Origin of the sequence: Spirulina sp. 06S082 (assembly GCF_034932145.1) — a bacterium.
In the GTDB taxonomy this organism is placed as follows: domain Bacteria; phylum Cyanobacteriota; class Cyanobacteriia; order Cyanobacteriales; family Spirulinaceae; genus CCY15215.
The window spans coordinates 1-2,332 of record NZ_JAYGHV010000252.1 but is presented as its reverse complement, the minus strand read 5'-3'; the positions used below and the strand labels follow the sequence as shown (position 1 = coordinate 2,332).

At 39.5% G+C, this 2,332-nt stretch carries 1 protein-coding gene and 1 pseudogene; both read right to left on the bottom strand.

Annotation, left to right across the window (positions count from 1 at the left end; translation table 11 throughout):
* Nucleotides 1–1,714 (bottom strand): hybrid sensor histidine kinase/response regulator (locus VB714_RS15325; RefSeq protein WP_323225495.1); only part of this gene is annotated, 1,714 nt, incomplete at its 3' end.
* A gap of 199 nt (nt 1,715–1,913) precedes the next feature.
* A pseudogene (locus VB714_RS15320) lies at nt 1,914–2,332 on the bottom strand (hybrid sensor histidine kinase/response regulator); the annotation flags it as partial.

The following is a 2,332-nucleotide window of genomic DNA, read 5'->3' as shown; positions in this document are numbered from 1 at the left end:
GATTAATTAACACTTGTCGCAAACGTTTTTCATCGCTATTAATCCCCATCGGTAAACCTTCTGGAGGATGGAATTCAAATTCAATTCCTTTTTTTTCGGCTCGAATGCGGCACATTTCTACAACACTTTGAAGAAAGGAAGGAAAATGAAAGTTTTTCGGATGTAATTCTAGTTTTCGTGCCTCAATTTTTGAGATATCGAGAATATCATTAATGAGGGTAAGTAAATGATTGCCGCATTGATAAATAATCGAGAGTCCGTGCTGTTCTTTATCGGTTAAATTCGTAGCTCGTTGCAGAATTTGCGTATAGCCTAAAATCCCATTGAGCGGTGTTCTTAGTTCGTGGCTCATGTTGGCTAAAAATTCGCTTTTAGCCACGTTAGCAGAATCGGCTGTTTCTTTGGCTTTTTCTAGTTCCTCAGTCCGCTCTTTCACTCGTAATTCGAGAGTCTCGAAGGAGTCCTTAAGCCGTTCGGTCATGCGATTGAAAGAACGCTCGAGTACATCTAACTCATCCGCATTTTCTCGATCCAAAAATTCCTCATTACTTACTGCAATTGTGTTATTATTACCTGCGCTTTCAATCCTTTGAGTATCAGTTTTTGCTAGTTTATGACATTCATCTAACATAGGTTTAAGACGACGATTGAGGTATCGAACTAATAGAAAGACAATCAAAGCCAAAAGAATAACTGCTCCGAAAGCAGTTCCCAAGGTAATTGCCAGAACAGGTCTTATAATAACCCATTTTGGGACGGAAGCAAGCATTAACCAATTGGTTCCTTCTACTCGTTGGTATGCCCAAAAACTACCTTCGGCTTGGACAAGTCCTGATTTTGTATTGCCAATTTTTTCTAAAACGATATCGAACTTGGGGAGGTCAGTATCTGTTGATTGCTCTTCCTCAGTTTCTTCAGGAGGGGGGAAAGTAAGCAAGTTACCCTGTGCTTTGACTTTTTCAGGATCGGGAGGATATGCAAGTAAATTCCCTTGTTCACTAAGGATAGCGAAATAGCCACTTCCTGATGTAACGGGAGTGTTTACTTGTTCGATAATTGAATCAATGGTTATATCCAAACCCACCACCCCCAGCACTTCCTTTTTGTCGTTATAGATGGGGCCAGTAATAGTGGTCATGGTAATACCATACCAATGATAAGGTTCGAGCCAAATTTCTTTTCCTGCTGCCACAGGTAATGTTGTATACTCTTGTTCGAGACAGTCAAGATGTACTTCTTCAGAACAGATATCGACATAGCGAATATGTTCGTTGGGAGGGGGTAAAATCTCTCCCGCTTCTTCTCCGTTACCTTGATCCAGCGAAAAATAGTACCAATGAGGTCCGCGATCTGGGAGGATTTTTTGAGGGAATTGTCCAAAACCGTATGCTACTGTTAAAGGAGTCCGACGCTGGAACATTGTAAGAATCAATGTTTTGTAGGTCTCGTAGTCTTCAACTCCTGATGCGTTGAGTGCTTGAACGGATGTAACCAAGTCCACCATCATTTGTTCTGTTTTTGCGAGTTGCCCTTCAATGGATTTGACTTGCGTACTCAAATTACCTTGAATTTCCTCTCTAGCACGTTTTTCAAGGGCTTGATAGAAAAAGTAAGACATTGCTCCTAATCCTACTAAAGCACCTCCTAAAATAGAAACAAACAGTCTTGAACCAATAGATTTGCGGAAGGGATTGTATAGACCTTTGATTTGCATCGCTTAACTTACTTGAGAGGTCATCCAACCATTGTAAGTAGTTTTCTCTAGAGATAAAGTTAAAAATTGCAAAAACATAAAAAATGTATTAAAACTTTAAGATTTTTTAAGGAAGCGCGATCGCAAAATATGAAAAACTTATGAACAATATTTCCGGAATCTGCCAAGGATTATACACCCATTAAGTTATGATTCGTGCCTATCTCTCGGAAGTTTGTCCATTTTCTTGCAGAAACTGACGAATTTTTTGGATATTAAAGGTTTTCACTAATTGGTTAAGTTCATCCACAAAGTTCTGGTATTGGCGATCTAGCTGGATAATTTTGTTAAGTTCGGACTTAATCCCTCTCATTTGTCCTGTTTCTGCGTACTCTTGTAATTGTTCTAAAGCCGATGCAGGAGGAATTATCATTTCGCGATCGCCTATGTCCTCTGTAGTTGATGCAATTTCGGCTTGTTCTTCGTAAATCCAATCCAAATCCAAATATTTTTCTAACATTTGATAGAGAGAATGAGCTTCTACGGGTTTGGCGAGGAAATCATCTCCTCCAACCGTTAAACTTTCTTGACGATCTTCTTCAAAAACACTAGCCGAAGAGACGATAACGAGACTATGTT